21 protein-coding genes and 2 pseudogenes are annotated in these 26,193 nt (G+C 60.1%); 1 reads left to right on the top strand and 22 read right to left on the bottom strand.

The genetic code is table 11. The features are described 5' to 3' along the window. Window position 1 precedes the first annotated feature (1 nt). The 19 genes and pseudogenes from IPF85_RS03960 to IPF85_RS03870 all read right to left on the bottom strand — a co-directional run bounded on the left by IPF85_RS03960 (window position 2) and on the right by IPF85_RS03870 (window position 18,254). Window positions 2-451 (bottom strand): ATP-binding protein, encoded by a 450-nt coding sequence (locus IPF85_RS03960; protein WP_343406761.1) that lies wholly within the window; start codon window positions 449-451, stop codon window positions 2-4. 65 nt (window positions 452-516) lie between these two features. After that, entirely contained in the window at window positions 517-855 is a 339-nt protein-coding gene (locus IPF85_RS03955) for an STAS domain-containing protein (protein ID WP_343406760.1), read from the bottom strand. Window positions 856-983: 128 nt separating this feature from the next. Further along, window positions 984-3,098 (bottom strand): glycogen debranching protein GlgX, encoded by a 2,115-nt coding sequence (gene glgX / locus IPF85_RS03950; protein ID WP_343406759.1) that lies wholly within the window; start codon window positions 3,096-3,098, stop codon window positions 984-986. Between the two features lie 20 nt (window positions 3,099-3,118). Next, window positions 3,119-3,451, bottom strand: a complete 333-nt coding sequence (locus tag IPF85_RS03945) for an STAS domain-containing protein (protein WP_343406758.1) — start codon at window positions 3,449-3,451, stop codon at window positions 3,119-3,121. A gap of 67 nt (window positions 3,452-3,518) precedes the next feature. Beyond that, complete coding sequence (locus IPF85_RS03940; RefSeq protein ID WP_343406757.1) at window positions 3,519-5,339, bottom strand: AGE family epimerase/isomerase; 1,821 nt, start codon at window positions 5,337-5,339, stop codon at window positions 3,519-3,521. Window positions 5,340-5,380: 41 nt separating this feature from the next. Next, on the bottom strand, window positions 5,381-6,061 hold the full coding sequence (locus IPF85_RS03935) for a TMEM175 family protein (RefSeq protein WP_343406756.1): 681 nt from the start codon (window positions 6,059-6,061) through the stop codon (window positions 5,381-5,383). A 16-nt stretch (window positions 6,062-6,077) separates the two neighbouring features. Continuing rightward, the gene (locus IPF85_RS03930; RefSeq protein ID WP_343406755.1) at window positions 6,078-6,497 is read right to left on the bottom strand and encodes a VOC family protein; all 420 of its coding nucleotides are present in this window, start codon (window positions 6,495-6,497) and stop codon (window positions 6,078-6,080) included. Between the two features lie 40 nt (window positions 6,498-6,537). Then, complete coding sequence (locus IPF85_RS03925) at window positions 6,538-7,107, bottom strand: DJ-1/PfpI family protein (RefSeq protein ID WP_343406754.1); 570 nt, start codon at window positions 7,105-7,107, stop codon at window positions 6,538-6,540. 65 nt (window positions 7,108-7,172) lie between these two features. Further along, on the bottom strand, window positions 7,173-7,565 hold the full coding sequence (locus tag IPF85_RS03920) for a nuclear transport factor 2 family protein (protein ID WP_343406753.1): 393 nt from the start codon (window positions 7,563-7,565) through the stop codon (window positions 7,173-7,175). 57 nt (window positions 7,566-7,622) lie between these two features. Next, window positions 7,623-9,146: a GMC family oxidoreductase N-terminal domain-containing protein gene (locus IPF85_RS03915; protein WP_343406752.1), complete on the bottom strand. Its 1,524-nt coding sequence runs from the start codon at window positions 9,144-9,146 to the stop codon at window positions 7,623-7,625. Window positions 9,147-9,277: 131 nt separating this feature from the next. Further along, window positions 9,278-9,697 carry an ester cyclase gene (locus IPF85_RS03910; protein WP_343406751.1) on the bottom strand — a complete coding sequence of 140 codons (420 nt, stop codon included), beginning with the start codon at window positions 9,695-9,697 and terminating at the stop codon, window positions 9,278-9,280. Window positions 9,698-9,783: 86 nt separating this feature from the next. Beyond that, window positions 9,784-10,647 (bottom strand): xanthine dehydrogenase family protein subunit M, encoded by an 864-nt coding sequence (locus IPF85_RS03905; protein WP_343406750.1) that lies wholly within the window; start codon window positions 10,645-10,647, stop codon window positions 9,784-9,786. Between the two features lie 81 nt (window positions 10,648-10,728). Further along, entirely contained in the window at window positions 10,729-13,695 is a 2,967-nt protein-coding gene (locus IPF85_RS03900) for a molybdopterin cofactor-binding domain-containing protein (protein ID WP_343406749.1), read from the bottom strand. Between the two features lie 24 nt (window positions 13,696-13,719). After that, complete coding sequence (locus tag IPF85_RS03895) at window positions 13,720-14,157, bottom strand: FHA domain-containing protein (protein WP_343406748.1); 438 nt, start codon at window positions 14,155-14,157, stop codon at window positions 13,720-13,722. A 60-nt stretch (window positions 14,158-14,217) separates the two neighbouring features. Then, window positions 14,218-14,511 (bottom strand): annotated as a pseudogene (locus IPF85_RS03890) (nuclear transport factor 2 family protein); the annotation flags it as partial. A gap of 66 nt (window positions 14,512-14,577) precedes the next feature. Continuing rightward, window positions 14,578-15,030, bottom strand: a pseudogene (locus tag IPF85_RS03885) ((2Fe-2S)-binding protein); the annotation flags it as partial. Window positions 15,031-15,179: 149 nt separating this feature from the next. Next, on the bottom strand, window positions 15,180-15,626 hold the full coding sequence (locus IPF85_RS03880; RefSeq protein WP_343406747.1) for a hypothetical protein: 447 nt from the start codon (window positions 15,624-15,626) through the stop codon (window positions 15,180-15,182). A gap of 26 nt (window positions 15,627-15,652) precedes the next feature. Beyond that, a complete protein-coding gene (locus IPF85_RS03875) occupies window positions 15,653-17,359 on the bottom strand; it encodes a thiamine pyrophosphate-binding protein (RefSeq protein WP_343406746.1) in 1,707 nt (568 codons plus the stop codon). 40 nt (window positions 17,360-17,399) lie between these two features. Continuing rightward, complete coding sequence (locus IPF85_RS03870) at window positions 17,400-18,254, bottom strand: type 1 glutamine amidotransferase domain-containing protein (protein ID WP_343406745.1); 855 nt, start codon at window positions 18,252-18,254, stop codon at window positions 17,400-17,402. A 467-nt stretch (window positions 18,255-18,721) separates the two neighbouring features. Here IPF85_RS03870 and IPF85_RS03865 point away from each other — a divergent pair, with 467 nt between their 5' ends. Further along, window positions 18,722-21,802, top strand: coding sequence for a BTAD domain-containing putative transcriptional regulator (locus IPF85_RS03865; protein ID WP_343406744.1), 3,081 nt, complete (start codon window positions 18,722-18,724; stop codon window positions 21,800-21,802). 55 nt (window positions 21,803-21,857) lie between these two features. Here the strand turns inward: IPF85_RS03865 and ftsH are convergent, their stop codons facing one another. The 3 genes from ftsH to IPF85_RS03850 all read right to left on the bottom strand — a co-directional run bounded on the left by ftsH (window position 21,858) and on the right by IPF85_RS03850 (window position 26,165). Continuing rightward, complete coding sequence (gene ftsH / locus IPF85_RS03860; protein WP_343406743.1) at window positions 21,858-23,696, bottom strand: ATP-dependent zinc metalloprotease FtsH; 1,839 nt, start codon at window positions 23,694-23,696, stop codon at window positions 21,858-21,860. Between the two features lie 174 nt (window positions 23,697-23,870). Then, window positions 23,871-25,100, bottom strand: coding sequence for a trypsin-like peptidase domain-containing protein (locus IPF85_RS03855; RefSeq protein ID WP_343406742.1), 1,230 nt, complete (start codon window positions 25,098-25,100; stop codon window positions 23,871-23,873). 66 nt (window positions 25,101-25,166) lie between these two features. Beyond that, entirely contained in the window at window positions 25,167-26,165 is a 999-nt protein-coding gene (locus tag IPF85_RS03850) for an ROK family protein (protein ID WP_343406741.1), read from the bottom strand. Window positions 26,166-26,193 lie beyond the last annotated feature (28 nt).

Raw genomic sequence — 26,193 nt, 5'->3', positions numbered from 1 at the left:
GTTATGGCACAGGCGCCGTCGTGACCGGCGGCGTCGGATCGGAACGTTTGACCACGAAAATGTTGCGGTTGCGATTATCAATGCGCTCATAGAGAAATTGGTCGGTGCCCTGGATGGCCAGGTAGACGCCGAGACCGCCGATGCCGCGGTATTCCAACGGCGCATCCAGGTTGTCTGGCGTTGGGTGCAACAACGGATCGAAGGGCACCGCCGTATCTTCCAGGATGATGGTAAGCGACTCGTCATTCACATGGGCGCTGACTTCGATGTCGCCTGAGATTTGGGAGCCATCATAGCCGTAGTTGATGATATTCGTCGCAATTTCGTCTACACCCAGGCGCAACCGGTAGCCAACACGTTTGTCCAGGCTGGCCAGCACGCATGCTTCGGTCACATAATCTCGAATCAGCTTCAGGGAAGCGAGGGTACCCGGTACCTTCAAAGGCTGCATGGATCAACTCCTGCGCTCAATGGGGCAAACCGGGTTTCTCTTGAAACCCGGTTTGCCGTAAACGACTAGAAGGTCTCGATCACGACTGGATCGTAAGTGTCAATGATAATGCAGCTCTGATCGAAACCAGTCATTTCGATGGTCTCCTGGACCGACTCCTGGGGCGCCACCAGGTAGAGATCAACGTGTGACCCCATCTTCTGGCGGGCAAACACCAGAACCCGTAGGCCCGCGCTGGACATGTACGTCAAATCCTGCAAGAGCAGGACCAGGCGCCGCGGGTTCCAGGCGGCTGCTTCTTCGACCGCGGTTTTGAACTGACCCGCCACGCCGCCATCAAGCTCACCCACCAGGGTGACCTGGGCAATACCGTTGTTCATGCTACTTGAAACTGTAAAAGCCATTTTTCTTCTCCATTCCTGTCTCTTCGTTCATGAACTGCGATGGTTGATCGCAGTTCAACGCTTCTCAATAATCCGGGGTAGGCCTTGCGCCTGCCCGCGTGGGCGACCGCAAGGGCGCGCCCTGCATTTCAGCGCCCAACGATGATCACAACCGAGCGTGATCCCACCAGGAAACCAGCCTGGTCATCCAGCCGCGGCTCGTGGCCTGGCTCCCACACATCGGCCGGCGACTCAACGCCGGTGTTGGCAAACACATACCACTGCATGCCTTCGGGCAGCCGGGGCAGCTCAAAATGATGAGCGTCCCAGTGCATGTTCAGCGCCATGTAGATAAAGTCATCCGCCGTCTGGCCGCCATGCGCATAGCGGCCGTTCAACATGAAAGCCAGGGTGCGATTGTTGTCTGACCAATCCGCATTCCAGGCCTGCGTGCCATGCCAGCTGATGTCGGCATAACCGGTGCCCAGGTAGTCCTGGTTACGCAGATGCCAGCGGTTACGCAGGATGGGATGCGCATGCCGGAACGCAATGAGCTGACTGAAGAAACGCAGCTGGGCGCTGTTCTGTTGCACCAGGTTCCAATCGAACCAGTTGGTTTCATTGTCCTGGCGATAGGTGTTGTTGTTGCCATCCTGGGTACGGGCCACTTCATCGCCCATCAGGATCATGGGCACACCCTGGCTCAACATCAGGATGGCCGCAAAGTTCTTCATCTGGCGACGACGCAGGCTGTTGATCCCCTCGTCGTCGGTCTGACCCTCTGCTCCGCAGTTCCAACTGTCGTTGTCGTTGGCCCCATCTCGATTCTCTTCGCCGTTGGCCCAGTTGTGCTTCTCATTGTAGGACACCAGGTCGTTCAGGGTAAAACCGTCGTGCGCGATGATGAAGTTGATCGAGGCCGTGGCGCCGCGGGTGAGATAGAGGTCAGGCGAGCCTTGCACGCGCTGGGAAATGGCGCCGACCAGTCCCGCCTCGCCTTTGACAAACTTGCGCACATCGTCGCGAAACTTGCCGTTCCATTCGGCCCAGCGGCCGTAGGCAGGAAACGAGCCAACCTGGTAGAGACCGCCAGCATCCCAGGCCTCGGCGATCAGCTTGCATTTCGCCAGGATGGGATCATAGGCCAGGGTTTCCAGGAGCGGCGGGTTGGACAACGGCGCGCCCGAGGGAGCGCGTCCCAACACCGCGGCCAGATCGAAACGGAAGCCGTCAATGTGATACTCGGCCGCCCAGTAGCGCAGGCAGTCCAACACCATGTTGCGCACGACCGGATTGTTGCAGTTGAGGGTGTTGCCGGTGCCCGTAAAGTTGAAGTAATAGCCTTCGGGCGTGAGCATGTAATAGGTTTTGTTGTCAATCCCGCGGAACGAAATGGAAGGCCCATGTTCGTTGCCCTCGGCCGTGTGATTGAAAACCACGTCCAGCATCACTTCGATGCCATGGCGATGGAACTCTTTGACCAGCGCCTTGAACTCATCAACCTGCATGCCCATCTTGCCGGTGGCGGCATAGGCTGATTTGGGCGCAAAGAAGCCCACAGTGCTGTAGCCCCAGTAGTTCCCCACGCGCAGTTCGCCGGTCTTTGGATCCGGACTGCTGCCTTCGAACTCGTCGAACTCGTAGATGGGCAGGAGTTCGACGCAGTTCACGCCCAGTTCCTTGAGATAGGGGATTTTCTGGCGGATGCCGGCAAAAGTGCCAGGAAATTTCACCCCGGACGAGGGATGGCGGGTGAATCCGCGCACGTGCATCTCGTAGATCACCAGGTTTTCGGTGGGAATCTCAACCGGGCGGTCGTTGTCCCAGTCGAAGTCGTCAAAAACCAGGCGTCCCCGATAGCGGTAGATGTCGTCCCAGTTGGGGGGCGTGCCCCACACATCGCGACCACCGATCGCCCTGGCGTAGGGATCGAGCAGAATCTTGGACTTGTCGAACCAGTGTCCGTTTGGTGGATCGAACGGCCCCTCCATGCGGTAGCCATACTCGATCTTCTCGTAGTCAAGGCCAAACACGATCATCGCATAGACGTTGCCAATGCGGAACTCATCAGGAAAGGGGATTTCAGCCAGCGGCTGGGCAGCGCCTTTTTCGAACAGCACCAGGGTGCAATCGGTGGCATGGCTGGAAAAAACGGAGAAATTGACTCCGCCGGGCACAAACGTGGCCCCAAAGGGGAAGGGTTTGCCGGTGCGCAGCTTGAAACCCTGGTGTTCGTGGGTGGGGTATGCATCAACTCGGTCCATAGATCACTCCTTGTAAACGGCTACGCCAGGGCAGCGACGCCTTCGGCCAATGTATCGAAATGGGCAAAGAAGTCGAGGAAGCCAGTCATTTCCATCGTGTCCTTGATTTCTTCCACCAGGCCCACCAACACAACGCGACCGCCATGACCTACCACGTTGCGGTAGGTGGCCAGCAGCATGCGCAAACCGGCGCTCGACATGTAGGGCACGTGGCTCATATCCAGCAGCAGGCGCGGGTTCGATGCGGCCGCCGCCATGATCTGCGTCTGCACCTGGGGGGCCGTGTTGCCGTCCACTTCGCCGTTGATATCAATAATTTGGATAGACTGCTCGGTCTGAACGTTTATTTCCATGAAAGATTGTCCTTTTTGGGCCGGCCAGTAGCGCCATCCGCCGGATGGCGCTACTGGCTCGTGCCAGTTACTTGGTTGGCTGCACCGTGACGCGCACGCGCAGGCGCTCCTTCGATTCTGGCAGCTTGACGGTCAGCCCCTGGGCATCGAAATTGCTGTAAGGCTCGTCATCAATCCACACTTCGCTGATGGTGATGCTGTTGGCGGGCAGGATGTCGGGCGAAACGCGCAGAATGTTGTCCTTGAACCCACCGGGCAGCGGCTTGAAGTACAGCGTCAGCGGCTGCTTGGTGATCAGCAGGTTGGTGTAGACCTGGGCCAGGTAGCACAGCTCGAAGGAGTGATACCCGCTCATCGAATGGCTGCCTTTGAGGCGCTCGGTGCCCATCAGGTAAGGCACACCGCTGGCCATCACATTGAAATAGACCGCGCCATCGTCGTGGTCAAGGAAGAAGGCGTTGTAGAAGGCCGATGATTCACGCGCAAGGCGCAGGTACTCCTCGTCGCCGAGCACACCGTGCAGAATCAGATAGGCCAGGATGCCTTGCTCCTGCTGCCACCACGCCTTGCGATCATGGAAAGCAAAGTGGTGCAGGCTTTCGCCAGGTGCGGGGTTACGCTCCATCACGTCATACCAGCCGCCGCGCTGCTGATCGCCGCCGACGGAGGGCATGATGGCGCCAATTTTGCGGGCAAAGGCCTCGTACTCTGGCTTGGGCTGCGCGCCAAACATGCGCAGCAGATTCCAGGCGATCTTGAGATTGTGGCCCACCACGCCGCGGTTTTGCTGCCACATGTGCGTGGAATCGTGCGACCAGTCTTCGTGGAACTTCTCCTGCACAAAGGGGCTGTGCTCGTAGTCCTGGAAGTGAGCGGTGATGGTGTCGAAGGTGTATTCGAGCATCTTGCCATAGCGCTCTTCGCCCGTCGCCAGCCACAGATTGATCAGATAGGCCGGCGCATGATCGCCCACCGAATTCCAGTTCTTCTTCCCACGGTTGGGACCGAGCGCCTCGCTGCGCGCGTCCAGCGTGATCGGATCAAGATGCGAGAAATAGCCGCCCTTCTCACGATCCAGGAAGAAGCGATCGAACAGGTCAACGGTCAGCTCCGCATCGCGCAAAATGCGCGGATCACCCGACACGCGGTAGGTCTGGATGGGGCCGGCCAGGGCGTAGATTTGCTCGTAGGCGGGGATGGCATCGAGGTCATCGCCGAATTCAGAGGCAAACACCTTCTTCTCGCGGCGTCCTTCCACATCGATGCCGTGATACCAGTAGACGATGTTCTCATCACGGTCGTAGAAGCGCATGTGATCGCGCAGGTATTCAGTGCCGCGCTCAGCGCCTTCCAGGAAGCGATCATTACCGGTGAGCATGTACGCCGTGGCAAAACCGTAGACGAGGCGGGAGATGGTGTCCGTTTCCTGGCGATAGCGGTCAGACGCCTTCTCGCCGGTCAGGGTGATGTTCGTGCGGTAGTCCTTGTAGTCAACCGGTGCATCGCCAAACTGAGCGCGGGCGTAGAACTTGCCCAACTCCCCAATCTGCTGCACCCACCAGTCCTGGCGCTCGAAAACGAATTCGCCCGCCCGACGGCCGGGGAACACCAGAAACTGCGCCTCGAAGATGTAGCCATCGCCTTGCGGATAAAAGATGCCGTAGGTAAAAACATGACGCTCGGCCACCAGCATGTCGCGCATCTGCCCTGTGCAATCCTGGTAGGGATCGCCCAGGTTGCGGGTGAGTAAGGCGTAGGTGTTGCTTTTTAGCTTGATGTCATAGGTGACGCCGCCACTGGTGCGCACCGAGTAGGTGTCCAGTGACCGATCGTACTGGGTAACGTAGCCGGCAATAGTGTCCGAGAAGGTAAACTTCAACTTATCCATGTGTCACTCTCCTGTGCTTCAATTTGCTGCGCATGGCGCTGCTATTCAGTATCAGCCAGTTGTTTGTGATGAAACTGATCCAACGGGCTGGGCACGATGTACAATAGGGGAACCAGAATGAACAACAATTTGGCTACGTTCAGGTTCAGAAACGAAACCAAGACAGCGATCACGTAGACCATGGGCGCCATCAGTTGGCGCCGGTTGACAAACGCAATCAAGTCGGCATCCAACTCCGCTGGCACCAACCGCCGGTGCTTCGTGGCGTAACGCCAGGTCAGGTTGAGGGCCAGGCCAGCGCCGATCAGCATCAGGGCATAGAAGATCAGGGCCAGTTGATCGTCAGGGTAATGAATGATCAGGGCGGCCGCAAACGGCATGGAAGCCACAAACAGCAGAAAGAGAATGTTCATCCACAGGAGCCAGCGGTCGTGGCGCCTGATATGCAGGAACATGTTGTGGTGCCCCACCCAGTAGATACCCAGGACAGCGAAACTGATGACATGCGCCAGGAGTTTCGGCAATATCACTGGCAAGGCCGTGATCAGGCCGCCGGTAATGTCGTCTGGCACTTTTACTTCGAGCACGAGCAGCGTGATGGCGATCGAGAAGACGCCATCGCTGAAAGATCCAATGCGCTCATTTCCGGGCGCACTGTGATGTCCCTTCGCGTGTTTGCGCTTCACGTCGTGCTCTGCGTGACTCATCTGTGGTTCTGTCATCGTTTTCTACCAACTTCTAACCGGGGAAGGGCGGCGGGTTTTCTTCGTCCGCGTAGCCCTGGGTAATCTCCACGATGTTGCCTTCCGGGTCCGCGACCCACACGGTGCGCCAGCCCGGAATGAAAGCGTCAAAATCGAACGGCCCCAACGTAATCCTGGCGGCCTCGCCCAGTTCGGCCAGCTTGGCATCCACGCTCGCCACCTGGAACGCGATGTGGCGCCAGGTTGGAAACCAGGGCCCGTCCTTCTCGTTGGGCGGTAGCGGTGAATCTTCTTTGGCCTGGAACAACTCCAAATAGGCGTTGCCGGCCCGCAAGAAGATGATCTGCGTGTCACCGAGGGCAATGACGCGCCCACGCGCAAAGCCGAAGTAGCGGCTGTAGAAGCGTTCAATGGCGGCCATGTCCTGGCAGGCAATAGCCATATGATGAAACATCGTTTTCTCCCTTTTTCCTGCGCCTGTCCGCAGCGAACCGTTAGCGCTCAGCCAGCAGGTCAATGATTTGGCGGGCAAATTGATGGCAATGCCCGCCGGTGCGCGCCGTCACAAGGTCGCCGTCCACCACCACGTCCTGGTCGGTGTAGATGGCGCCCATGTTGCGCGCATCGCCCACCAGGTTGTTGTGTACCACCACCGGACGCCCGCGCACCAACTCCGGCACCAGCGCCAGCAACCACATGCCATGACAGATGATGCCCTTGAGAACGTCCTTTTCAGCAAAGGCGCGCTGGATGAAGGCTGTCGCCGGAGGCAGTTTCGTGACGTCATCCGTGTAGCGCAGGCGGTCCGACACCATGCCGGACGGCACGATGATGGCGCTGTAACTGCGCAATTCCTCGTCGCTCATATTCTCGAAGCTCTCGAAGCAGACAAAGGGCGCTCTGTACTCGTGACCGAGGAAGGTGAGCGACGGTTGGCCCCACAAGCGGCTGAGAAAATGAAGCTCTACGCCTTCTTCGGGAAAACGATGCTCGTAGTAAAAGATTTCCTTCTCGTAAAAGTCGCCTTCGATCAAGACGCCGATTTTCTTGCCCTGTAATCGCATACCTACCCCTTTATTTGGCTTCCGCAGTCTGCGTGACTGCGGAAGTCCGACACTCCGCCCTTGCGTCAGGCGACTGAACCATCTGGATACTGGGTCATGCCGGCAAAATGGATCATGATCTTGCCCTCGCGCAACACCCAACTGTCGGCGAAACGCATTTCGGCCTTCTGGCCGCCGGCGGTCATCTGGATCGCTTCGACGATCATCAACGTTTGCGGGTTTTCGGTCTCGGCCCAGAACGCGATGTCGGTCTCCAGGCCCTCGATGCCCAGAATCCCCTGCATGTGCTCACGCAACTGCTCTTGGCCGCGGTAGTAGAGCGGTGTTTTCATGAAGCTGCTGATGAGCAGGCAGTCATCGGTGTACTGAGCGAGCAAGGCGTCAATGTTCTTGTCCAGGATCAGTTGAATATGCTCACGATACATGCGGCCCAGGGCGGTGTCCGGCACGTTCTTCATAATAAAGTTACCTCCAGAAATCGTTGCTGACGGCCATACCCATGGCTGGCGCGTCGCTCAGGCGTTCAGAATCATGTCGGCCGCTTTTTCGCCGATCAGGAAACAGGCCGCCACCGTGTTGCCACTCGTCACCGTGGGCATGACCGAGGCATCGGCCACACGCAGGCCCTGCACACCGTAGACGCGCAGCGCAGAGTCAACCACAGCACGCGCATCGTAGCCGATCTTGCAGGTGCCCGCGGGGTGCCACAGGGTCGAGCTTTGCGCCCGAATGAAAGCCACCAGGTCAGCGTCCGGGCCAGGCACGAGTTCGCCGCCGTTCAACCCGGCAAAAGCCTTCGTGTTGATGATCTCGCGCGCCAGCTTGACCGCGGCCACCAACACCTGCACATCCGCATCCTGCTGCAGATAGTTGGGGTTGATGGATGGCGCATCCAGCGGATCGGCTGAGCGCAGTCGCACCTCACCGATGCTGTACGGCTGCACCAGGATGGGCAGGAAGATGCTGGCCGGGCCGCCAAAGTTCATCACCGGCGCCAGCGCCTTAGGCACCGCCGGGGTATAGTTCATCTGCAGATCGGGCGGCGCCGCGTCCATCCCCGGCCGGGTGCGCACAAACAGCACATTGCCCGTTAGCAAGTCGGGCTGCGGCAGATTGACCAGCGAGCGAAAGACCACCGGCAGTTGCACGTGATCCTGCAAATTCTGCCCCACACCGGGCAAATCAACCAGCACCTTCAGGCCAAGCTCCCGCAGATGGTCGGCCGGGCCAATGCCAGAGAGCAGCAGCAGCTTGGGCGACAGGAAAGCGCCTGCGCTCAGGATGACCTCGCGCTCGGCTTCCACCTGCAGTGTCTGGCCCTGGTGCACGTATTCCACGCCGCTGGCGCGCGTGCCGCTGAAGAGGACACGCGTCACTTCGGCTTCGGTCTGCACGGTCAGGTTGGGCCGCTTCATGGCTGGGGCCAGGTACGCGGTGGCCGCGCTGGCACGATTGCCCTGGTCATCCACATGGAACTGCAGGAAACCCGCGCCATCTTCCTGGCGGGCGCCGTTGTTGTCCCAGTTGGGGCCATCGTAGCCCAGTTCGGTCGCACCGACCTGGAAGGCCTCCGAGCGCATCGCCGGGTCAGGACAATCGCGAATCTTGAGCGGACCGCCCACGCCGTGATACTCGGACGCGCCCCCCTCGTAGTCTTCGATGCGCCTGTAGTAGGGCAGCACATCGTCGAAACTCCAGCCATCCGCGCCCAGCGCGTTCCACTGATCGTAGTTACGGCGATTGCCCCGCACATACATCATGGCGTTGATCGAGGTGCCGCCGCCGATCACGCGGCCCTGGTTGATGATGATCTGGCGCCCGCCCATGCCCTTCTGCGTCTCGGTGGCGAACTTCCAATCGTAATCGCCTCCCCACAGCGGAACGAACCCGCCCAATGCATGAATACCAGGATCGGTATCCGTGGCGCCTGCTTCCAGAATCAGAACCTTCAGGGCCGGATTGGCGCTCAAGCGATTGGCAATGACGCACCCACTCGCCCCCGCGCCCACAATGATATAATCGTATTTTTCTGTTGCCATGTGTCATGACTCCTTGCAACGGTTCGCCTGGGCGCCAACCCATTGGCCGGCGCCCAAGCAGCAGCGGTGACTCGGGACGAGCGTTGCCCGCCTTCTCGACGTTGGCAATGCTCAGCCTGACTCGTAGGGAATTAACCCATCGTCGGGACGATGCCCAATTGCTGCATCAAGCCCATCGTGTCCTCGCTCACCCAGTCCTCAACAATTTTGCCGTCGGCTACACGCACCACGCTGATGCCCTTGACGCTGACGGCCTTGCCTGTGGGCGGAATGCCAAACAGGTTCTCGGTGTGCGTGCCCTGCATGTGCCAGCGCACCGCGGCCTTGTCACCGGAGCCAAACGCGTCCTCGACGACCATGTGCATGTCGGGGAATCCGGCACGGAACGCGCCCAGGAAACCCTGCACGGCTGCCCGCGGCGTGATCGGCGTCGGGCTGCTGGGGTGATACATCACGATGTTGTCAGCAAGAATTTCATCGGCGACACTGGCATCGCCCTTGCCGAGCAACTCCTCAAAGAAACGGCGACCAATCGAAACGGCGTCTGACATGATACTTTCTCCTGTGATCTGATTTAGGAATTCATGAATCGTTTTGTGTCACGAATTTCACGAATTTAACGAACGATTCTTCGGCTTCAACCGGCCTGGGCACGTGTCAGCGCCCGCTCGGCGAGGATTGTGACCAGGTGAACGCGATACTCACCCGATGCGAACAGGTCACTGCGACCCTTCAAACCGGCCACGCCCTGGCTCAGCGCGGCTGCGAACGCCGCCGCGCTGGCCTTTTGGCCCTTGAGCGCTTCTTCGGCTTGATACAGGCGCTGGGGATGCGCCTCGCTGCCGGTGAGGCCCAACCGGCAACTGACAATCGTGCCGTCGTCTCGGCGCAGCAGGCTGACGGCAACTCCCACGACCGGATAGCCGTTGGCCGGGTTCTTGAATTTCTCGTACGCGCTGCGCTGCCCGGTTTTCGGCAGCGGAATATGCACCGACGTGATCACTTCATCGCTTTCGAGAGCCGTCCGGAACGAACCGATGAAGAACTGATCGGCCGGGATGTGGCGTGGCCCATGCGCACCCTGGGTCAGGATGGACGCCTCGAGCGCCAGCAGCGCGGCCGGCAGATCGGCGGCTGGGTCACCAAAAGCCAGGTTGCCGCCGATGGTCGAGGCGTTGCGCACCTGCACATCGCCGATACTGTCCGCCGCTTCGGCCAGGGCCGCGGCGTGCGTCCGGATCTCAGGATGCAGGGCTATTTCGGTGCAGGTGGTCATGGCCCCAATCTGCAGAAAGTCGGGGTTGCTCAGGGTGGTGATGCCGCGCAAGCCACGAACCTCCCGCAGGTCAATGAGCAGCGGCGGCGCCAGGCGGTGCAATTTCATCTGCGTCAGCAAATCATGCCCACCGGCCAGAATTCTGGCTCCCGGGTGCGCCTGCAGTAAGGTGATGGCCTCCTCCAGGCTGCTGGGAGCTGCGTAATCAAAAGAAGCTGGAATCATACGTTTATGCTCCTGCGGCAACGGGTGAGAGTGGGCGTCCGGCGCCGTTCTCCCCAGTCTTCAGTCCTTGATGCGGAGTACTCATACCCGTCGCTGGCTGCCGGCGGCCTGGGCGTCACGCATCGCGCGCCAGACTTTCTCCGGTGTGAATGGCATTTCCAGATGCTGGATTCCGAGGTCGGCCAGGGCATTGCAAACCGCATTGCCCACCGCCGCGGCCGCGCCGATTGTACCGATCTCACCGGCGCCCTTGGCGCCCAACTCGGTGTGCGGCGTCGGGGTCACCATGCTGGCAATCTCGAAGTTTGGTAGTTGCGTCGCGCGCGGCAGCGGGTATTCCGTCAGGTTTGACGTCAGCAACTGGCCTTCACTGGTGTAAATGGCCTGCTCGAAGAGCGCCTGACCCAGGCCGTGCGTGATCCCGCCATGCACCTGGCCGTCGAGGACCATCGCGTTGCCCATCGTCCCCACGTCATGCACGCCGAAGAAGCGCGTCACCTCGACCTGACCGGTCTGCTCGTCAATTTCCACCTCGGCCACCTGCGCGCCGTAGGGGAAGTTGAAGCCGGGCGGATCGAGGAAGGTGGTCACCTCCAGGCTCGGCTCCATACCTGGCGGCATGTCCCAACCGTACCACAACGCCAGCGAGATTTCCTGCAGAGTCTGCTTCTTCTCCGGGTTGTCCTTCGGATAGGCCTTGCCATCCTCGTAGACAACCTCCGCTTCGGGCACCTTGAACATGTGCGCGGCCATTTTGATGACCTTTGCCTTGATCTCCAGGGCCGCCTTGAGAGTCGCCGCGCCGCCAACGCTGAAGGATCGGCTGCCGTAACTGCCCTGTCCGAAGGGGGCGCGTTTGGTGTCAGAGTGCAGGATTTCGATCTGGCTGATGTCAATGCCCAGCACCTCGCCCACGATCTGGGCGAAGGTGGTCTCATGCGCCTGCCCGTGCGGTTTGGAGCCGATGATGACGCTCACCTCGCCGGTGGGGTGTACCTTGATGTTTGCGCTTTCCCAGGTGCCGCCCAACATGCCTTCCTTCGCCATGCGTGAGGAGGGGCCGACGCCGCTGACCGCAATGAAGGGCGCCATCCCGATGCCGTAGCGCTTGCCGCGCTGACGGGCGCTTTGACGGCGGGCGGTCGTGTCCGCATAGCCAGCCATCGCCAGCACCGTTTCCAGCGACGTGGGGTAGTCGCCCGAATCGTACATCCAGCCCATGCGGTTGTCGAAAGGTAACTGCGCGGCTTGGACCAGATTCTTGCGCCGCACCTCGGCCGGATCCATGCCGATCTCTTGGGCAAAGCGGTCAATCAGGCGTTCGATCATGAAGGTTGCCTCTGCCCGGCCCGATCCGCGCTGCGCACCGAGCGAAACCACGTTGGTGAACACCGCGTAGACTTCGCAGAACGGATTGGGAATATCGTAGACGCTGGTGACATTGCGCCCAACCATGGCCGTAGCTACGCCGGGGCCAATGGTGGATGGATAGGCGCCCAGGTTGGCATAGCTGGTGCAGTGCAGCGCGGTGATCTTGCCCTCACGTGTGCCGGCCAGCGTGGCGTACATCTTCTGATCGCGGCCCTGGACCGTGGAACGCATCAGCCCGCTGCGTGTGTCAACCCATTTGATCGGACGGCCCAGCTCACGCGCCAGGTAGAGCACCAACGGCATGTCCGCGTAGACATAACCCTTCGTGCCGAAGCTGCCGCCGATCTGCGGGGCAATGACGCGCACCTTGTTGAAGGGCACCCCCAGAATCATCAGCGCCAACAAGAGGCGATGATCGTGCGGTGACTGAGTCGAAGAGCGCAGGGTGAACTCACCGGTCCCGGCATCGTATTCGCCGATGGCGGCGCGTGGTTCAATGGGGCTGTTGATGGTGCGCTGGTTGCGAATGGACAGAGAGACCTTGACCTCAGCTTCGGCGATGGCGCGCTCGGCCGCCTCTTTGTTGCCATACGGAATGTAGGCGTTCAGATTGTTCGCCACTTCGTCATGCAACTGCGGCGCGCCCGCTTTCAACGCTTCTTCGGCATCCACCACCACCGGCAGCGGGTGATAGTCCACCCTGATCGCGGAGAGTGCGTCATAGGCCTGGTAGCGTGTTTCGGCCACAACGACCGCCACCGGATCACCGGTATAGCGCACACGATCGGTGGCGAGGACATTGCCGGCGCCAGGTACGCCAAAGGGATGCGAGGGGAAGTGACTCACCACACCGCCCGGAATCCAGACGCAGGGCAGGGGCATCATCTTGTTTTCAATGTCAGCCGCGGTCAACACGCGTACCACGCCGGGCATCTTCAGCGCCGCGCTGATATCAATACTCTTGATGCGCGCATGACCGTACTCGCTGCGCAGAATGGCCATATGGAGCATGCCGGGCAAAGTCAGGTCAGCGGTGAATTTGGCCTCGCCGCGCAGCATCTCCGGATCTTCCTTGCGCTTGAGGCGTGCGCCCAAGATCTTGCCTGCGCGTGGCGTCACCTTGACGGTGTCGGCGGGCTTTGCGTCCGCTGCCGTGGCGCCATTGCTGCTGACTGTCGTGGTTGGTGGGGTTGCCGGCGCGCTGACAGGCGCTGTTTCCCGCAGCGCGGGCATGGGTGGGGGCGTATTCTCCCCGGGGGGCGCCTGCGTAGCCGCGGCCGCCTTCGCCTCTTGCGCCCGAATGCCTGACTCCCAGAGCATCGTGGTGCCCGACTGAATAATCACGGTGGCATGCTCATCCACCTCGGCCATGCTCTCGTAGCCCACCTTGACCGTCTTGCCCAGGGAGATGGTGTCGCCGGGACTTAAGTTCATCACCCCCATGAGCCGGTTTTGATTGACACTGGTGCCGTTGGTGCTGTTCATGTCTTCGATCGTGAAGCCGTCATCCGAGCGTGCCAGGCGTGCGTGTCGGCGTGACACTTCGGTGTCAGTCAACACAATGTCGTTCACCAGATCGCGCCCGATGGTGACCACATCCTCCTTCAGTTCGAAGACCTTGCCGGCCGCAATGCCTTCTTGCACAACCAGTCGAAACGAATCCTTGATTTCCGTCATTTCCGTGTGTTCCCCTTTCGCCCGTCAGCTCGATCCCTTGCCGCGGCGGATCTGCTTAGCCATCTTCTGCAGGTCCTGGAAATAGGCATCATTGGTGATTTCGGCCACATGGGCTGCCTTCCTGGCCTTGTCAATTGCCAACAGGGTGATATTGGCCCCGTCGGTTGGTTCGAAGCATAAGGTTACATTTTTGCCCAGGTTAATCACATCACCTTGTTTCAGAACCACCGGCGTCATCACCTGTACGCCGTTGACAAAGGTGCGATTTGTGCTGCCCAAATCCTGAATGGTGAACGTATCGTTCGCCTTCGTCACCTGGGCATGCCGACGTGAGACGAGCGGATCGTCCACCACAAAATCACAAGCCGGGTCACGCCCAATGATGACTGTGGCTTGCTCAATCTCGAAGCACTCGCCGACCATCTGGCCGCGCTGTACTGATAGCTGAAATGAACCGGGCATCGTATCGTTACCGCCTTCCGTACTGACTTTTTTGCAACGTAACCCTGTTTCCGGGCGATCCTACTTGACGCCGGTGAAATGATAGCTGACCTTGCCGTCCTTCAGCATGAAGACATCGTAGACGCGCACGGTGCCTCGATTCGTGCGTACGGTGGCCTCGAATGAGACCGAGTTTTCGGACTCTGTAAATTTTTCGGTCGTAACCACTTCTTTGATCTGCACCCAGCGCATGTAGTTGCGGAAGTGCTCTTTGAGGGCTGCATGGCCGCGCACCGTCCAATCGAACGAGGCGACGACGGCATCCTCATGATAGTTGTCTTCGACCAACGCGTCTGGGTTGCCGGCAATGAGATAACGCACCTGGCGCTCGTAGAAGGCTTTGCCTGGCGTGTCAATAATCATGTGTACCAGGCTGTTCGTCTTCTCAACCGCGTACTGCACGGCTTTGATCACATTTTGGTAGCCGGTGCAGCGACAGAGATTGCCTTCCAGGCCGCGCCGGATTTCGGCTTCGGTTGGGCGCGGATTATGCTGCAGCAGGTCGGTCAATGACATGACCATGCCCGGCGTGCAGAAGCCACACTGCAAGCCGTGGCGCTCCCAGAACCCTTCCTGCAGGGTAGTCAGCGTGCCCGCGTGCGCAACGCCTTCGATGGTGCCGATGTCGCCGCCTGCGGCCTGCACCGCCAGCATGGTGCAACTCTTCACCGAAATGCCGTTGAGCATGATGGTACAACTGCCGCATTGGCCGGTATCACAGCCTATCTTCGTCCCGGTCAGCCCCAGGTCGTCGCGCAGAAAATCAACGAGGAGCATACGCGGCTCCACATTTCCCTCATGGGGCTTTTGGTTAATGGTCATTGATACATGCATGGATTCGGTTCCTCTCATCTACAGCTCATCACAAGTTCGTCACATCTCGTTCATACAGATCATGAACAACGAACCTGACAAGGCCCGTCGTGGCGGCCTGTAACGCAATCCGCCGGATTGCGGGGCCGCCACGATGGACGTTGTCCTGGCTAGAGTCGTGCAAATCCTGGCGCGTACGCGAACGGCTTCACCGTGGCGTTATAGGCCACAATTTGCAGACCGTAGCGATTCTTGTCTGACCGGCGCACAGTCCAGCGTTGGGTCGCATCCATGGAGACGCGTTTGCTCTTCGCTGCCGGCGGCTCCCACCAACTGGCCTGCCAACCGACCACCACATCCACCACCGCCTCGTCGCCATTGATCTGGGCGTCCACGGTCTGGACGTAGTGATTCTCATCGAAGAACAGGTTGGTGACCCGGTCATACCATGTTTTGAACGAGGCGTAGTCATGGATGTCGCCATCCGGGAACTGGATATTCAGGCCCGATTCGCTCAGCAGGGGATAGACATCTTCGATCGGGTCATGGTTGTCAAGCGCACGGTACCACGCGGCCACAAGGCGCTTAATTTCATCTAACTGCAATGGTGTACTCATAGCGAATTGTTTGTCTCCTTCTTGGTTTACTGCCCGCACGTATTGCCCACGCGCTCCGGGTGGGTGTCGCCTGCGAGCACCAGGTCAATCAGGAAAGGCCCCGGATGCGCCAGCATCTGCGTAATGGCCGGGCCGATCTCCCACGGTTTTTCCACGCGCACCCCGGCCACGCCCATGCCGCGCGCGATGTCTACAAAATTGAGCGGCGGATGGGAAAGGTCGAAGCTCAGCGGGAAATCATGCGCCGGGATGTCGCGTTCTTTCCAGTAGGCCGCGATGTTCAACTGCAACAGGCGGTACGAGCCGTTGTTACAGATGATAATCTTGGCGTTGATGTTGTGCCGCGCGGCCGACCACAGGGCCTGGATCGTGTACATCGAGCCGCCGTCGCCGGTGAAGCCGATGACCGTTTTGTCAGGATTGGCCAGTTTGGCGCCCAGGGCGCCGGGAATGCCGACCCCCAGAGAACCGCCCCGCGTCACGAAGTATTGACCGGTGCGCGAGGGTGGGTGATAACGCACCACGGCCGGTGAACTGGTCAGTGCTTCATCGAAGATGATGGTATCGGCCGGCAACTGCGGCGCCAGCTCTTCCATGAAGCGCGCCATCGTCAGTGGCGCCTTGTCACGTGTCTCGCGATCATGGGCCAGGTTGGCGGCCTCCCTGGCGGCCTTGATCTCGCCGATCGCGGCGGTGCGCGCTTGAGCTTGCGCCCTCTGCTCGGCGGTCATCGTGGCTGCCAGGATGTCTGCCAGGATGGCCAGGCTGCGCTTGGGGTCAGCCACCATGCCCAGCGTCACCGGATGGCTCTTGGCAATCTCATACGCGTTGAGGTCAATGTGAATAACCGCCGCGCCAGGGGCGAAGATGTTGCCCAGTTCAGGAAAGACCTCTGGCAGCACATAGGTGCCCACAATCAGATTAGCGTCGCCCTTGACCATGATCGGCTTGCTGGCATAGCCAAACATGTGCCCGGTCATGCCCTGGTGCAGTGGATGGCGGTAGTCAATGTTGACTTCGCCGGCGTCTGCCTCCCACACCTCGGCGCCCAGCAGTTCAGCCACGCGTGTCAGCTCGTCCTGCGCGCCGGAATAGGCCACGCCATCACCCACGAAGATCATGGGTTTGGTTGCCGCCGCCAACAGCGCCGCGGCCTCCCTGAGCAACTCCGGATCGGGCGCTGAACGCGTGGAGGGGATGGAGGTCGGGACCACGTCCTCGACCAGCGGGGCATCAATGATGTCCTGGGGAATGCAGACATATACCGGCCCCATCGGCGGCGTCGCAGCAATCTTGATGGCGCGCCGCAGCACGCGCAGCAGCGAGGAAGGGTCAACCACCATCGTGGCCCATTTCGTGACCGGCTCGGCCAGCGCCACCAGGTCGCCGGCCATTTGCGCATCGAGACCCTGATAGCGGATGCCGGCATCCCCCCCGATGACGACCAGGGGAGAATGTCCGCGCTTGGCCTGGTAAAGGGCGCCAATGGCGTTGCCAACCCCCGGTGTGCTATGCAACTGGACCAGTGTCGGTTTTTGCGTCGCCCGCGCGTAGCCATCGGCCATGGTCACGGCCACGCTCTCCTGCAGGGTCAGGATATACTTCATCGCGGGATATTCAGCCAGGGCATCGAGGAAGCCTTGTTCCACGGTGCCTGGATTGCCAAACATGAAGTGCATCCCGTCGGCCAGGAACTGCTCGATGATGGCGAAGCGACCTGTCTTTTGTGTCATACATTGCCTCATAAGCGGGATTTAGATTGCGCGCGACGGCTTACCAGCCATAGCGGCGCAGGCCGTTTTCCAGCACCTCGATCATCAGCTCGCCGACGAGGCGCGAGTCCTGCGTCGAGCGGCCGGTAAGGAACGGATAGTCCAGGATCGTGGAGATGGTGTGGCCGACGCCGCCGTGGTACTGACCCTCCGGGCCGACCGCATCCCGCAGGATGTACTCCAGCGGATAGAACGGCGGACCGAAATTGGCGGACGTATTCATTGGCTTGCCGTCGTAGTCGTACATCTGGGCAAAGCCAGTCGAGTCCTTATAGTCGTATTCGCGGGCATGGCCGGTGACGTGCTTGCCCCAGATGATGCTCTTGCGGTCATTCCAATCGCGGGCGAAGGCCAGGCAGGTCACGCAGTAGCACTCGACGGCGATGAGCTTGCCCTGGGCCAGGAACCCCAGGATCACGTCGTGCAGGCGCTCGTTGTTCACCATGTCCACCATGGGGCCGCTGCCACCAGGCAGCAGCAGCGCATCGTACTTCTCCAGGTCTTTCCAGCATTCGGCGCGCTTGTTGTGGTACGCCTCAAGCTCGTGCCCGAAGCTGGGGCTATTGAAATACGGCATCTGCGGGAACCACTCGGACAGGTTGATGGGGTTGTTCAACAGGTCCGCCTCGTGAATCTGTCGCGTCCGGGTGGCGTAGTGCTCGTCGGTCACGACCTTATCCAGCGGCGGATCCAGATATCCTGGCTCCATGCTGGGGGGCAACGCAGGCGGTTTCCTGCCTTTTGCCGTCATGAAGTCCATCTCATATCCACGTGCGGCCAGCACATCGTAAGGGCCGACCAATTCCTCGCCCCAGTAACCCCACTCAGACAAAACGACCAAGACCTTCTTAGACATGCGTAAGTCTCCTTAGTTTGAATCATCACTTCGAATGCCCGGTCACAGAGGTACTTCCATGACTTCCATGACTGCTTTCGACAAAACAACGGTGAACCAGGGGCGCAAAACAACGCTAACCGCAACCAGGTGAATTTCTTCACCGGAAGCAACTGTCACACAACCTACATGCGCCAGGTGCGCAGTACGGTATACTTCATGCTTGCATCACTAAACGGGATTTTTCTTACAAAAAGAATCAGATCACAGAATGGATTTGGCAACAGATCGGCGTTGAGTGGAAATGAATTGTTTACCAGATACTATTAGTGTACCAGGCTATCGTCAAGAGAACGTCAAAAAATCTGACCTGATGAGGTAAAATACAACTTTGAGTACTTTTGTCTTGATTAAACCTTGTTAATGCCATGACTCATCTGGCACTTTTTCTATTGGGATCATTTCAAGCCAAACTCAACCATGAGTCTGTGGCCCAGTTCGAATATGACAAGATGCGCGCGCTCCTGGCCTATCTGGCCCTGGAAGCGCAAGACCCGCAGCGACGTGACGCGCTGGCAGGTTTCTTGTGGCCTGAGCGACCTGAGGATGCCGCGCGTCACAATCTGCGGCAGGCGCTCTCGAACCTGCGCCGTTTGCTGCAAGACAACCAAAGCCCCACCCCCTTCCTTCATTTGACCCGCGAAGCGGTTCACTTTCCCGATTCCAGCCAGGCCTGGTTTGACGTGCGTCTGTTCGATTCACTCCTCGAAGCCTGTCGCCATCACGACCACCTGCACGTCGAAGCCTGCACCACCTGCGTGGACCGCTTGCAGCAGGCCATTGATCTCTATCGCGGCGAGTTTTTGGAGGGCTTTTTTCTCGATGACAGCAGCGCGTTCGAGGAGTGGGTAGAAAAGAAGCGGCGCCACTATCACCGGCAAATGCTCGGCGCCCTGCGCACCCTGGCCGTGTTCTATGAGCGGCAAGGTCAGTACGAGCGCTCGCTTGCCCTGGCCTGGCGTGAGTTAGGCATGGAGGCCTGGCGCGAGGAAACTCACCGTCATATCATGCACACCCTGGCCCTGAGTGGACAACGCGACGCCGCCCTGGCTCACTTCGAAACCTGCCGCCGCGTGCTCAGCGATGAATTGGGCGTCTCCCCCAGCAAAGAGACGGTGGCCCTCTACGACTGCATACGCGCCGAAGAAACTCCCAGCCAACGCACCTGGTCTGTGGCCGAGCCGTCATGGCCGGTTTCCACCGTACAGCCGATGGCGCCTCGCGGGCTGGCTTTGCCCGCGCAACTCACGCCATTCATCGGCCGGGCGAGTGAGTTAGCCATGCTGACCAAGCGCCTCCAGGACCCCGCCTGTCGCTTGCTGACCCTGGTTGGCCCAGGCGGCGTCGGCAAGACGCGCCTGGCGCTAGAGCTGGCAACCCAGCAGGCCTCTCACTTTCGGGATGGGGTGTTTGTGGCGCCGCTGGTCTCTCTCCAATCGCCGGCCCACCTGGTGGTGACCCTGGCCGATGTGCTGCAACTGGTTTTTTACGGCCACGAACTGCCTGAAGCGCAACTCCTGAACTATCTACGCGACAAACAGATGCTCCTCGTCCTCGACAATTTCGAGCACCTGGTGGAAGCCGGCAGTTTCATCATCCAAATGCTGCACGCCGCGCCAGGTTTGCGCATTGTGGTCACCTCGCAAGAGCGCTTGCAGTTGCAGGCCGAATGGATTTTCGATGTGGACGGGATGCAGATTCCGAACGGTCACCTCAATGGCGCCACCCAGGATTACGATGCGGTGCGCCTGTTTGTGGCGCGGGCATCCCAGATTCGTGCAGGATTTGCGTTGACCGACCAGGTCAAAGCGCCCATCGTGCGCATCTGCCGCCAGGTGCATGGGATTCCGTTGGGTATCGAGCTGGCCGCGGCCTGGGCGCGTGATTTCTCCTGCGCCGAAATTGCCGAACGCATCGAACGCAGCCTCGATTTTCTGCACACCGCCATGCGCGATGTCCCCATCCGCCACCGTAGCTTGCGCGCCGTGTTCGATCACACCTGGAAATTACTCACCCCCGAAGAACAACGCACCGTGCGCCGCTTGGCGGTCTTCGAAGGCACCATTAGCGAACAGGCCGCGTTGTCTGTGACCGGCGCTACGCCTGCTGTGCTCACGGCCCTGGCCGCCAAATCACTGCTTTACAGCAGTGGTCGAGAGCGCTATGGGCTTCATCAGTTGGTTCGATACTACGCTCAGGAGAAGTTCAACGAAGCCGCAGATGAAAAAGACATGGTGCGTGAACGATACGCGTCCTATGTGGCACGCTTCATGGCTAAACAGGAGCCGTTGCTCCTTGGATCGCAGCAGAAGCAGGCACTGGATGACATCAACGCTGAACTGGACAACGTGGGCGCCATGTGGCGCTGGGCCATTGCCGGGCGTCGTGACCGGATGATAGACCAGGCCCTTGAGAGCCTGTTCCGCTTCTTCGAAGTGCGGAGTTGGTTTGTGCGCGGCAGTGAACTGTTCGAGGAGACTGTTCGGGTCTGGAGCAGCGGCACGCCTGCTGCTGCCCGGTCTGACGTCACGCTTCTGCTGGGCCGGCTGCAAATTCGCTTGGGCATTCTCTTGGGGCGCCTCTCCCACAATGCCCGTGCGCGCACGCTTCTGGAATCTGGGCTGATGATCGTGCGCCAGGCGAACAACAAACGCGAGATGGCCTTTGCTCTGACTCACCTCGGCCAGTTGGTGGGCGCCGGCGGCGACCTGGCTGCGGCCATCCATCTGCTGGATGAAAGTCTGGCCGTCGCGCCAATCCTCGGTGATCGGTCTTGCCTGGCCGCGGCCCTGCATCACCGAGGCGTGGCCGCGCATCTGGACGGCGACGAAACGAAGGCTCAGGAAATGCTGCGACGTTCCCTGAAAATTCGGCAGGAGGCTGGCGACATGCAGGGCGTGGCCTCGGCGCTCGGCGCTCTTGGCCGTTTCAGCGCCGACCAGGGCGATTTTGTCACCGCGCGCCAGCGCCTCAATGAAAGCCTGCTGGTTAGCCGTGAGTTGGGCAATCCATATGAGATGACGGCCGCCCTCGATCAGTTGGGCCTGTTGGCGTCGTCGTCCGGGGACTATGCCATGGCCGCAACCTTCTATCGCGAGTGCCTCTCTGTGGCTCGCCAGATTGGGCAGCGGACCGCCATCCTGCTGGCCTTGTCTGGCCTGGGTGAGATCGCCTGCGCCCAGGGAGAATACAGCCGGGCCAGCGCCTCTTTGCAGGCGGCGCTGCGCATTGGGGTGGAAATTCAAGCGATGCCTCGCATTCTTTCGATCCTGGTTGGCATGGCCAACCTGGCTCTGCAGCGCGGCGCGCTTGAACAGGTCGTGGCATTGGTTACGTTTCCTTTACACCACCGCGCCAGCTCCGTTGCGACCAGGACGAGGGCGAGCGGCCTTCTGTCCGAGCTGACCGACAGACTGCCGCCTGAGACGCTGCGCGCCTGTGAAGCGCGCAGTCACCAGCAGGGTCTGCCGGCGTTGGTTTCTGCGCTGTTAGCCGAGTCAAAGGAGTAACAAAAAAGGCCCTGATCGCCGCGGCGATCAGGGCCTTTTTGCGACCATCACGTGATCACGCGGTCGCAGGCGCCGGCGTCAACATGGCGGCAAATTCGGACATGTCCAGCGTTTCCACTTCCATGAGACGCTGCGCCACCGCGGTCAGCCTCTCTTTGTACGTTGACAGAATGGAACGCGCACGTTCATAGGCTTCATCAATGAAACGGCGCACTTCCATATCAATCTCACGGGCAACCTTTTCGCTGTAGTTACGCTGCTCGCTGATCTCCCGCCCCAGGAAAATCATCTCTTCGCGCTGACCAAACTGCAGCGGCCCCAGGCTGTCGCTCATCCCAAACTGCGTCACCATCTGGCGCGCCAGTTTGGTGACGCGCTCCAGGTCATTGCTGGCTCCTGTGGTGACATCGCCAAAGATAATCTCTTCTGCCACCCGACCACCCAGCAAGCCTGCCAGGTCATCGCGATACTTGTCACGCGAATAGAGAACCCGGTCTTCCTTGGGCAGGGGCATCGTGTAGCCCAGGGCCATGCCACGTGAGACCACGCTGATCTTATGCACGGGGTCGCAGTTGGGCAGCATATGCATCACCACCGCATGGCCGGCCTCATGAAAGGCGATTACTTCCTTTTCGTGTGCCGAAATGAGGCGGCTGCGGCGCTCGGGTCCGGCAATCACCCGCTCGATCGCCTCTTGGAACTCGGCCATGCCAATGCCGCGCTTGTTACGACGCGCAGCCAGGATGGCGCCTTCATTCACCATGTTCTCCAGGTCCGCACCGGCAAGGCCCGGCGTTTGCCTGGCCAATGTTTCCAGGTTGACATCGGGAAGCAAAGGTTTGCCCTTGACGTGAACTTCCAGGATGGCCTTGCGCCCCTTCATGTCCGGCCGATCCATCACCACCTGGCGATCGAAACGACCGGGACGCAGCAGGGCGGGGTCCAAAATGTCGGGCCGGTTGGTGGCCGCAATGATGATGACGTTCGTATCCGTATCGAAGCCATCCATCTCCACCAGCAGTTGATTGAGGGTCTGCTCGCGTTCATCATGGCTGCCGCCCAGGCCGGCGCCGCGATGGCGACCGACGGCGTCAATTTCATCAATGAAAACGATGCATGGACTGCTGCGCTTGGCCTGCTCGAACAGATCACGGACACGGCTGGCGCCCACACCCACAAACATTTCAACGAACTCAGAACCGGAAATGGAGAAGAAGGGCACGCCGGCCTCGCCCGAAACCGCCTTCGCCATCAAGGTCTTGCCGGTGCCAGGCGAGCCGATGAGAAGGACCCCCTTGGGGATACGCGCGCCCAGGGCGGCGAATTTCTGCGGCTCTTTGAGAAACTCAACCACTTCCTGCAGCTCTTCTTTGGCCTCATCCGCACCGGCCACATCGGCAAAGGTCACCGTTGGCTTCTCGCCGGTAAACATGCGGGCGCGGCTCTTGCCAAACGCAAAAGCCTGGTTGCCGGCGCCCTGCGCCTGGCGCATCAGGAAGAAGAAAAAAGCGCCCACCAGGACTAGCGGCAGCAGGGTGCCCAGGATGGCGCCCCAGTTTTCCCAGCGACTCGGCGCGACCACTTCCACAACGATAGCCTGGCGTTTGTCATCCGGCACGCCCAGATTTTTCAGCGTATCGCCCAGGCTGATGCCGTCTTCCTTGCGCACAATCGCCGTGGTTGACTTGTACTCAGGCTTGTAAGTAATCTGGAGTTCATTGCCCTTGATGGCGATGCGCTGCACAAAGCCGGCCGTCACCTCGCGCGCGAGGTCGGCAATCGCAACTTCGGGCACGTCGGGCCGCGTGCGCGAAAACGATGTAAAGACGAACGCAGCCAGCGCCGTCAACAACAGCAAGTAGACTAATCCATTGCGGAACACTTTCGGAACCATGTCTATTCAATACCCTCCGCCAAAGATGGCGCTTTCTCACTCGTTTAGACTGCCAAAATCACCAATAGTAACAAGCACGATCCGGTACCGATCCACGGCGTGCAGTGTCGCGCCAGGGGCCGCTTGGCGCCGTAGCGCGACTTACCAACGCAGCGGGCGGCGCCTGCAGGCGGTTCAAGACAAATGGGGCGGTTCTTCTGCCAGTTCGATCGTGATCGTTTGCGCCTGACCCTCGCGCAGCAGATGCAGGGTAATTCCCTGTCCCACCTCAGTCTTCGCTTCCAGGTAGGCGTCCAGGTCTTTCCACGCGCGCAACGGCTGCTCATCAATCGCCGTGATGATATCGCCGCCCGCGAACATGCGCCGATTGCCTACAATCACCTCACGCCGCGCCCCCTGCACCCCAGCCTGCAGGGCCGGGCTACCTTCGTACAACTGTGCCACCAACAGGCCCTGTTCCACCGGCAGACTCAGCTGTTGGGCCAGGCGTGGGGTGATATCGTAGCCGATCGCACCCAACCACGGATGTGGAAAACGACCGCGTTCGATCAACACCGGCACCACTTTTTTGACCGTATTGGCCGGAATGGCGAAACCGACCCCGGCGCTGGTGCCACTCGGACTAAAAATGGCCGAGTTGACGCCAATCAAGCGCCCCAAGCTATCGAGCAATGGCCCGCCCGAATTGCCGCGGTTGATGGAGGCGTCGGTCTGGATGGCGCCCCGCAGGACCTGGCTATCGGTTTCAATGGTGCGATTCAGGGCGCTAACCACACCGGTGGTCAAGGTTCGTTCGAACTGGCCAAAGGGATTGCCGATTGCAATGGCTGTTTGGCCCACCCGCAGCGTGCTGGAGTCGCCCACAACCAATGGTTCCACGCCGGCCGGCAGCGTATCCACCAGAATGACCGCCAGATCATTGTGCGGATCGGTGCCCACCACCGTGGCCCTGACGGCGTTGTCGTCGCCAAAATTGACCGCCAACGAATCGGCATTTTCTACCACATGATAGTTGGTCACAATGTGTCCCTGGGCGTCCCACACGAACCCAGAGCCACTGCCCTCTTCTGGATAGGCGCCAAAAAAGAACGAGCGCACGACGACCCGGCTCGTGATGTTGACAACGGCCGGGCTGGCCTGCTCATACACACGAATCACGCGCTCTTCGGCCAGGTCCGCCCCGGCCGCCACGGCCAGCGGGTCCGGGGTGGCCGTCACCACCATGATCACGGGCGTCACCGTGGGCGCAGGCGTCGGGGTAGCCAGGCGCGGCAAGCTGGGCAACCGCAGCGGCCCGCAGGCCAGCGCGGCCAGGGCCAGCAAGCTGAAAACAAACAAGATCGAATGACGACGCACACAAACCTCCGCGACGCCACTGCCCGTGTCGCGTCCTGAGCTATTCATCCTGGCGACTCAAATCAGCTATTCAGATCAGCTATTCAGATCAGCTATTCAGATCAGCTATTCAGATCAGCTATTCAAATGAAAGCGGGCGGTTACCGCCGCGCCCAGAATACCGGCATTGTCGCCAAGCTGCGACATGACGATTTTGACCCGGTTGGCATCGCGGCGCTGTGTAAAATGCTGGTAAGCCACACGACGAATCGGCGGTAGAAAGTCTTCGCCCATCGCCTCGATGACGCCGCCGCCCAATACGATGAGCTCAGGATCCATGAAGTTGACCAGGCTGGCAATGTGCAGCCCCAGGTAGTGCTGCACTCGACTCAGCACCTCGACAGTCAATGTATCGTTGGCCTTCCACGCCTGCGCCAGCGCGCCGCTGCTGAGCCGCTCAACGCCGCCTCCGGCCAGGGCATCGGCCAGCACCGTCTTGCGTCCTGATAGCACGGCCATGCGCAAACTCTGCACAATGGCGGTCCGACTGGCCAGGGCTTCGATGCAGCCGCGATTGCCACAGCCGCAAAATGGCCCATCGGCCAACACGATCATGTGTCCGATTTCACCGGCGGCATGACGTGCCCCGCTGCGGAGCTGTCCACCGATAATCAACCCACCACCGACGCCCGTGCCGACAAAAACACCGATGACATCACTGGCCCCGCGGCCAGCGCCATAGACGTACTCGCCCAGGGTGCCCACGTTGACATCGTTGTCCAGGAAGATCGGCAGGTCGAGTTGATCCCTCAGCATCTTGGCCAGCGCGACATTTTCCCACCCGTTCAGGTTGGGGGCCATCAGCACTGTGCCCGTGTCGGGGTCAATCGGCCCTGGGGCGCCGATGCCCACCGCGCGCACATCGCTGCGCGTGAGCTTGGCGCTGCCCAGCGCATCGTCCACCGTTTTCACGATGCGATCAATGACACTCTCCGTGCCCGCTTCCGGTTTCGTCTTGCGTTTGGCCTGACCCAAGATCTTGCCGTCGGCCGTGATGACCGCCGCCAGAATCTTGGTGCCTCCCAGGTCCACACCCACCACCAGTTCGTTCGTCTTTTCGTTGTCCTTCGCCATGTCTGCGACTTTCCTCCCACGATTTCTT

It is taken from the genome of Candidatus Amarolinea dominans, from assembly GCF_016704685.1.
Lineage (GTDB): Bacteria > Chloroflexota > Anaerolineae > SSC4 > Amarolineaceae > Amarolinea > Amarolinea dominans.
The sequence above is the reverse complement of the archived record's forward strand: the minus strand, read 5'-3'. Positions and strand labels throughout refer to the sequence as shown.

Excerpts from the sequence above, each read along its gene's own strand:
- ftsH (WP_343406743.1), bottom strand. The coding sequence starts at position 23,696 with ATGGTTCCGAAAGTGTTCCGCAATGGATTAGTCTACTTGCTGTTGTTG.
- IPF85_RS03960 (WP_343406761.1), bottom strand. The coding sequence starts at position 451 with ATGCAGCCTTTGAAGGTACCGGGTACCCTCGCTTCCCTGAAGCTGATT.
- IPF85_RS03875 (WP_343406746.1), bottom strand. The coding sequence starts at position 17,359 with ATGACACAAAAGACAGGTCGCTTCGCCATCATCGAGCAGTTCCTGGCC.
- IPF85_RS03925 (WP_343406754.1), bottom strand. The coding sequence starts at position 7,107 with ATGCGATTACAGGGCAAGAAAATCGGCGTCTTGATCGAAGGCGACTTT.
- IPF85_RS03905 (WP_343406750.1), bottom strand. The coding sequence starts at position 10,647 with ATGATTCCAGCTTCTTTTGATTACGCAGCTCCCAGCAGCCTGGAGGAG.
- IPF85_RS03930 (WP_343406755.1), bottom strand. The coding sequence starts at position 6,497 with ATGTTTCATCATATGGCTATTGCCTGCCAGGACATGGCCGCCATTGAA.
- IPF85_RS03955 (WP_343406760.1), bottom strand. The coding sequence starts at position 855 with ATGGCTTTTACAGTTTCAAGTAGCATGAACAACGGTATTGCCCAGGTC.
- IPF85_RS03850 (WP_343406741.1), bottom strand. The coding sequence starts at position 26,165 with ATGGCGAAGGACAACGAAAAGACGAACGAACTGGTGGTGGGTGTGGAC.
- IPF85_RS03870 (WP_343406745.1), bottom strand. The coding sequence starts at position 18,254 with ATGTCTAAGAAGGTCTTGGTCGTTTTGTCTGAGTGGGGTTACTGGGGC.
- IPF85_RS03880 (WP_343406747.1), bottom strand. The coding sequence starts at position 15,626 with ATGAGTACACCATTGCAGTTAGATGAAATTAAGCGCCTTGTGGCCGCG.
- IPF85_RS03945 (WP_343406758.1), bottom strand. The coding sequence starts at position 3,451 with ATGGAAATAAACGTTCAGACCGAGCAGTCTATCCAAATTATTGATATC.
- IPF85_RS03920 (WP_343406753.1), bottom strand. The coding sequence starts at position 7,565 with ATGAAGAACGTGCCGGACACCGCCCTGGGCCGCATGTATCGTGAGCAT.
- IPF85_RS03900 (WP_343406749.1), bottom strand. The coding sequence starts at position 13,695 with ATGACGGAAATCAAGGATTCGTTTCGACTGGTTGTGCAAGAAGGCATT.
- IPF85_RS03910 (WP_343406751.1), bottom strand. The coding sequence starts at position 9,697 with ATGTCAGACGCCGTTTCGATTGGTCGCCGTTTCTTTGAGGAGTTGCTC.
- IPF85_RS03915 (WP_343406752.1), bottom strand. The coding sequence starts at position 9,146 with ATGGCAACAGAAAAATACGATTATATCATTGTGGGCGCGGGGGCGAGT.
- IPF85_RS03895 (WP_343406748.1), bottom strand. The coding sequence starts at position 14,157 with ATGCCCGGTTCATTTCAGCTATCAGTACAGCGCGGCCAGATGGTCGGC.
- IPF85_RS03935 (WP_343406756.1), bottom strand. The coding sequence starts at position 6,061 with ATGACAGAACCACAGATGAGTCACGCAGAGCACGACGTGAAGCGCAAA.
- glgX (WP_343406759.1), bottom strand. The coding sequence starts at position 3,098 with ATGGACCGAGTTGATGCATACCCCACCCACGAACACCAGGGTTTCAAG.
- IPF85_RS03855 (WP_343406742.1), bottom strand. The coding sequence starts at position 25,100 with ATGAATAGCTCAGGACGCGACACGGGCAGTGGCGTCGCGGAGGTTTGT.
- IPF85_RS03940 (WP_343406757.1), bottom strand. The coding sequence starts at position 5,339 with ATGGATAAGTTGAAGTTTACCTTCTCGGACACTATTGCCGGCTACGTT.